The organism is Streptomyces sp. SID1328, assembly GCF_009865595.1.
Classification (GTDB): Bacteria; Actinomycetota; Actinomycetes; order Streptomycetales; family Streptomycetaceae; genus Streptomyces; species Streptomyces griseoluteus.
On sequence record NZ_WWKH01000204.1, the window covers coordinates 1 to 5978 of the forward strand.

Consider the following 5978-nt stretch of genomic DNA (forward strand, 5'->3'; position numbering starts at 1 on the left):
CGCGTTGGCCGGGTTCTCCAGCGCCGCCCGGAACTCGGGGGTGTCCAGCACCTCCTGGAACGCGTCGTCCACGCGCTGGTCCTTGTAGATCTGCTGAACGGTCAGGTCGGGGTAGGCGCTGACGAAGACATTCGCGGGCGCCTGGTGGGCCAGGAACCAGTCCTTCGCCCCTGGATCCTTGACGCCGGGGAACCCTTCGCTGTGCGAGAAGACCTTGTCGAGGCGTTCCCCGACCACCGTCTTGGCGAAGTCGTCGATGTAGGTGTCCCAGGAGCCGTCGAAGACGCTGGCGAACATGAACCTGGTGTCGTTGTCGAAGATGACGTGCCGTGCGTCATGCAGCGTGCCGATCTGGCGGAGCGCCGCATGGACGTTCTCGTCGTTCGCCGCGTCGCTCAGCCTGGCGAGGTCCTCACGCAAGGCTTCGGTTTCGCCTTGCTTGATCCTGGTGAAGACGGTGAACTCGTTGGAGACCCCATCCGTCCGGCCCGGATGCTCAGGGTAGGTCGGCTGGGTCGCACCTGTCGTAGTCATCGCGAGGCTCTCCTGCCGCGGATCGGTGCGAGGGTCGCCAAGCGCTTGGGCATGAGGCGCCATCGCCCTCACATGGCAATGCTCACCGCAGACGCGCCGCCTCGCATCTTCTCACTTGATGCTTCCCCACCAGGAACGATTACGTTCCGTGCGGTGTCGCTGTCACCGTGCTGAGAGAAGAAGCCGCGTCGGATGCCGGCTTGCCGAGCCGGTTCGGAGACGGCAGCAACGCGCTTGCGGAAGACCAGTCAGGGGTCGTCGCGTCCCGAGATGCTCCCGAGGACAGATTCGGCCGGCAGCAGGAAGATGGAAGCGGCGGGACGTGCCGGGTGGGCGGGCGGCGCCATTTTCGGGGGACCCACTTCCGCACGGCCGTGAAGACAACGGTGCAGCCGGTCATGGAACAACCCGTTGCACGGCACAGACGGTCGGATCAGCCGCTTCCGCCAAGCCCCCTCCACTGGATCGCCACCCGGAGGCAACCATGGGCGCAGTTCTGGGCGACGTGCTTGGCTTCGCGGCGGCTGTCGCGGTCAGTCCGCTCCCGATCATCGCCATCATCCTCATCCTCGCCACGCCCCGCGGGCGTCTCAACGGTGTCCTCTTCACCCTCGGCTGGATCCTGGGACTCGCTGCACTGGGTGCGGTGATGCTGGCGATCGCCTCTCCGGCAGGTGCTTCCGCCCACAAGCAGCCGGCCACCTGGGTGGGAGCGCTCAAGCTCGCCCTGGGTCTGTTCCTCGTCGTCTTCGGCGCCCGGATGTGGCACCGGCGCCCAAGGGATCCCTCGCAAGCGAAGCTGCCGAAGTGGATGGGCGCGATCGACCGCCTCGCGCCGGTCAAGATCTTCGGACTCGGACTGGCCCTGGCCGCGCTCAACGCCAAGAACGCACCGCTGACCATCGCCGCGGGCGCCTCGATCGGCTCGGCCGGACTGCCGGTCGGGCAGCAGATCGCGTCGCTGGCGATCTTCGTCGTGATCGCCACCCTCGGCCTGCTGGCCCCGCTGGCAGTTTTTCTCCTCGGGGGAGAGCGAGCCAGGACCACGCTCGGCAATTGGAAAGAGTGGGCAGCTCAGCACAATGTCGCCGTGATGGCCGTCCTGTTCTTCGTCCTCGGCCTGAAACTGCTCGGAGACGGCATCTCCGTCCTCACCTCCTGACCGGCCCACCCCCGCCGGCCCTCGGCTGCGAGGTGCGCGTCCTTCGACGCGGCCGCTCCCGGTTGCGGCCGGCGTACGGTTGAAGTACCGAGGGCATCACGCACTCCGGCCCCCACGCCGGGTCGTCCTCGGCGAGAGACGAGTGAGTCCGGGCCGCCCCCGTGGTCGGCGCGGAGACGGGTCGGCACCATGTCCGCCGCGGTCGAAGCAACTCAGCGAGCTGATCACGGCAGGAGCCGCGCTGAGCGCCCGCGCAGGTCCGCAATCCCGCCCAGGAGAGACGTGATGGCCCTGTCCCCGCTGGACATCCACCGGCGGAACCGAGGAGAGCGAACGCTCGTCACGCTTGCCGGCGACATCGGACCGGCCACCACGCCGCTGCTGCGGGCCGCAGTGGAGCAGTGTCTGCTGGACGGCGTCACCGAGATCGACATCGACCTGGCCACGGTCGGCTCCTGCGACGCCAGGGGCTTGGACGTCCTCCTGTCGGCAGCACGGCGCGCCGGCCGGGTCCACGCTCGCCTGCGGCTGCACCATCCGTGCGCTCAGATCACCCGCCTCCTCGATGCCACCGGATCGACTTCGCTGCTCCTTACGGCCCCCGTGAGTCCCGTGCCGCCCACCGCATCCGGCGACCTCCTGAGTACCGCGACGCGGGCGCCCGAGGACCCCGCTCGCCGGCCGGACCAGCCGGTCCTCAGGGACGGTATCCGCCTTCGCCGGCTGACCCGCCGGCAGGCAGAAGACATGCGCGAGGACATCGCCGACCTGGCTGCGGAGTCCGTCGCGGGCACCGTCGCAGAGGCGTACCACGACCGCGGAGACTTCCTGCACCGTTTGGCGGTCACCGCACACCGCCCCGGCTTCGCCCTGCTGGTCGCCGAGACGACGGTGCTGGTCGGTTGCGCCTTCGGTTTTCCGGTGGGCTCCGACGGCTCCGACGGCCGGCCGGGCGGCGGAACGCTGCAGGACATCATCCAGCGGCTCACTTCCCAGGCACGGTTCGTCGTCCTCACCCAGGTCGTGGCCCATCCGCACGCTCAACACCGCGACATCGCCCGCCGGCTGCAACAGCGTCTGCTCACAGACCTGCACTCCTCCCTCGGGGTCACCCTGCTGCATCCTGCCGACCAGGCAGGACAAGCCGCCTTCTCGTCCTGGGGCTGGCAGAACCTGGGGGAGGTCCTGGGGCTGCACGGCACCGTCGCCCCCTGCGTGCTGACCTTGTCCGCCGAAGGACAGCCCTGGGCACGCCGGTGATGCGGCAGTGCGACGGCTGCGCGCCACACCGCCTGCCACGGCCGGGAGTAATGTGAGACATACCGAGAACTTCCGGGCGCACGATGACGGCGGCGCCGTTCCCGGCGAGTGACACGACACGGGCAGCCGGAAACCGCACGGCCCGGAACGGGGTCGCACGATGAACGCCATCACACAGTCCGCCGAGAGTACGGCGCAAGGTGACGGACACTCCTACCGCATGCCCTTGCCCCGGCTGCGCCTCACGCCGGACGTCAGCCACGGCCCGCTGGACGGCGCATGGTGGCCGCGCTGCGACGCACTGGAACTGGAGCTGCCCGTACTGGTCGACTCCCTGGATCCGGGTATCGGCACCCTCACCCGGGTGACCGTGGGGACGGCCGCTTGGCCCGATGCCCCGCAGGAGGTGATGGCACCCGGCCACGTGATCGAGGTGGTGCTGACCGATTCCGCCGCCGAGGCGCATGCCATCACCGTGGACTGCGGCACCGTGGGGCGCTGGGAACTGCTGGTGATCCCCCCGGACGAGCCGGCCCGAGTGGCCACCCGGCTGCTGACCGCTGCTTCCCACCCCGCGAACCCGCTGTCGGCTCCGCGCCTGCTGGCACTCGCCGAGAGCGGCCTCGACGGACAGGACACATGCGAGTCGGAAGGAGGAGCCGGACCCGGCTGAGCAGCCCGGCCGGCTCCGCCCGACCGGCGGGCCGGCCCTCCACGACCGCATGATGGAGCCATGGCACCGACAGATCCGTTGTCGTCCCGGCCCGCCCCCGCCCGAAGCGTGACCGCGGAAGGTGAGGGGGTGACAGCAGGACGGCGCCCGGACCGATCAGAAAGCCTCGGGGAAGCGCTCCTCGGAAAGATCCTCGACAGCGCGCACGAACTCCCGCCCCATCTCATCGGGCCCCTGGTCGCCGACGTGGCGGACCGGCTCGGTGGCCGCCGTCCGCAGGTGCTGTTGCAGGACTACGGCCAGTTGGTGCTCGTACCGCTGCCCGGTGAGGGACTCACCGGCGGGGCACCCCAGGTGATCGACGACTCCGAGGCGGGCCGCTGCTTTCTCGACGCCGTCGCTGTCGAGGTGCCTCAGGAGGACGGCGTCCGGGTCCATCTGCCCCTGCTGGACGGCGGTGACCAGGTGGGGGTCATGGCGGTGACGCTGGACAGCGTCGATGACGACGACCGCCGTCTGCTGCTCAGAGTCTCCGGCCTGGTGGCCGACCTTCTGGTGACCAAGCACGGCTATTCCGACCTGTTCTTCGACGTCCGACGCGATGAGGGGATGAGCGTCGCCGCGGAGATCCAGTGGTCCCTGCTGCCACCGCTGGCCATGATCATGCCCCGGGTCGCCGTGGCCGGGATCCTGGAACCCGCCTACGACGTGGGCGGCGACAGCTTCGACTACGCGCTGAACGGCGACGTCCTCCACGTCGTCATGATCGACGCGATGGGGCACGGACTGGACGCGGCCACGATGGCCACCGTGGCCATCGGCGCCTACCGCCACGCCCGCCGCGCCGGCATCGGACTGTCGGAGATCTACGACTTCATGGACCGCGCGGTGGCCGAGCAGTTCGGTCCCGACCACTTCGTCACCGCGCAGATGCTGCAGCTGGACACGACGACGGGGCGGGTGCAGTGGGTCAACGCCGGGCACCCGCCGCCGATCCTCGTCCGCGACCACCGCGTCGCACAGCGTCTGGTCGCCCCGACGACCCTTCCCGTCGGCATGGGCGGTTCGGAGCCTCGGGTGAGCGAACTGGGGCTGGTGGCCGGGGACCGAGTTCTCTGCTTCACCGACGGCGTGGTCGAGGAGCACAGGAGCGGCGGGGAGGAGTTCGGCGAGGACCAGCTGATCGACTGCGTGAACAAACTGGAGAGGACCGGCCGCGGCATCCGGGCGGTGACGCGCGCCCTGTCCCACACGCTCAAGCGGGCGCGCGGCGGACAGACCAGCGACGACGCGACGCTGCTCATGGTGGAGTGGCGCGGCTGACCTCTCGTCCCCGCCGTCCGTCACCGTCGCGCGGCGGCAGGTACCGCACATTCGTGCGGCCGGTGCCCCCCGCCGCCGGTGCACGCGGAGTAGTGTGGTCAGTACCGAGGGCATTTCGCACACCGGCTTCCACGCCGGGTCGTCCCCGGTGAAGGACGACAGCCGGGCCGCCGCACAGGGGGCCCGGAGACGGGTCCGCATCATGTCGGCGACCTTGTATCCCGCCCTGCCGCACCCCGAGCCCGTCGCAGCCCCGGCCGCGCGCCTCGCCCTGAAGACCGACGGCGCCTCCCGCGGCCTGCTGGACGGAGCCTGGTGGCCCCGGTCCCGGGACCTGCTCAGCGAACTGCCGGCGCTCACGGACGTGCTGGACCCCCTGTGGGGCCGCATCACCCGTATCGCCGTCAACCCGGAGCACTGGCCGGTCATCCCCCGCAAGATCCCGGTGAACGGGCACATCGTCAAGGCCGGCTGGTTCACGGCGGAGATCGACCCGCACAAGCTGCTGCTGCTCTCCTACGGCACCGCGCGCTTCGATCTCCTCGTCATCCCGCCCGGGACCGGGGCGGAGTCGGCGGCCCGGCTGATGGCAGCCGCGTCCGACCACGACGGCCCACCCCTGACCGCGAGCGCGCTCATCGCCGCGGACGCGGCCCAGTACCCCAGCGACCAGGCACCGGACCCGGACCCGGACGAGGCATGGGAGTACGAGGGAGGCGCCTCGACGGTGTCCGCGGCCGCCACCGGACAGACCGGTACGCCAGCGCCTGCCGGTCGGCTGATCACCGCCAGGTGAGGTGGCCGCCATGAACGCCTTCCTGACGGCCATCGCTTTCCTGGTCCTCGTCGCCGCGGCGGCATACGTGATCCACCGGCTCGGACTCCAGCACGCCGACAGGATCGCGGCGTACCGCTACAGCACCCCCCGGCCCGGTCGCCGTGGTCGTGGGACGCCCCAGCCGCACCCCGCACCCTGGGTCGGCATCCGGGCGTCCGACCGGCCACCCGGCCGCCCCGCCCCACCAC

Annotated in this window: 7 protein-coding genes; 6 read left to right on the top strand and 1 reads right to left on the bottom strand. The window is 70.5% G+C overall.

The features are described 5' to 3' along the window. On the bottom strand, nucleotides 1-534 hold a 534-nt coding region (locus tag GT030_RS06040), incomplete at its 3' end, for a hypothetical protein (protein ID WP_237522226.1). A 484-nt stretch (nucleotides 535-1018) separates the two neighbouring features. Between GT030_RS06040 and GT030_RS06045 the strand changes: the two genes are divergently transcribed. The 6 genes from GT030_RS06045 to GT030_RS06070 all read left to right on the top strand — a co-directional run. Beyond that, nucleotides 1019-1696, top strand: coding sequence for a GAP family protein (locus GT030_RS06045; RefSeq protein WP_161200188.1), 678 nt, complete (start codon nucleotides 1019-1021; stop codon nucleotides 1694-1696). 285 nt (nucleotides 1697-1981) lie between these two features. Then, entirely contained in the window at nucleotides 1982-2956 is a 975-nt protein-coding gene (locus GT030_RS06050) for an STAS domain-containing protein (protein WP_161200189.1), read from the top strand. 160 nt (nucleotides 2957-3116) lie between these two features. Continuing rightward, the gene (locus GT030_RS06055; protein WP_237522227.1) at nucleotides 3117-3629 is read left to right on the top strand and encodes a DUF5994 family protein; all 513 of its coding nucleotides are present in this window, start codon (nucleotides 3117-3119) and stop codon (nucleotides 3627-3629) included. Between the two features lie 129 nt (nucleotides 3630-3758). After that, nucleotides 3759-4952, top strand: coding sequence for a PP2C family protein-serine/threonine phosphatase (locus tag GT030_RS06060; protein ID WP_161200190.1), 1194 nt, complete (start codon nucleotides 3759-3761; stop codon nucleotides 4950-4952). 94 nt (nucleotides 4953-5046) lie between these two features. Then, nucleotides 5047-5748 (top strand): DUF5994 family protein, encoded by a 702-nt coding sequence (locus GT030_RS06065; protein ID WP_161200191.1) that lies wholly within the window; start codon nucleotides 5047-5049, stop codon nucleotides 5746-5748. A 10-nt stretch (nucleotides 5749-5758) separates the two neighbouring features. Next, nucleotides 5759-5978, top strand: a 220-nt coding sequence (locus GT030_RS06070; RefSeq protein ID WP_202459741.1) for a hypothetical protein, incomplete at its 3' end; no start/stop codon positions are given.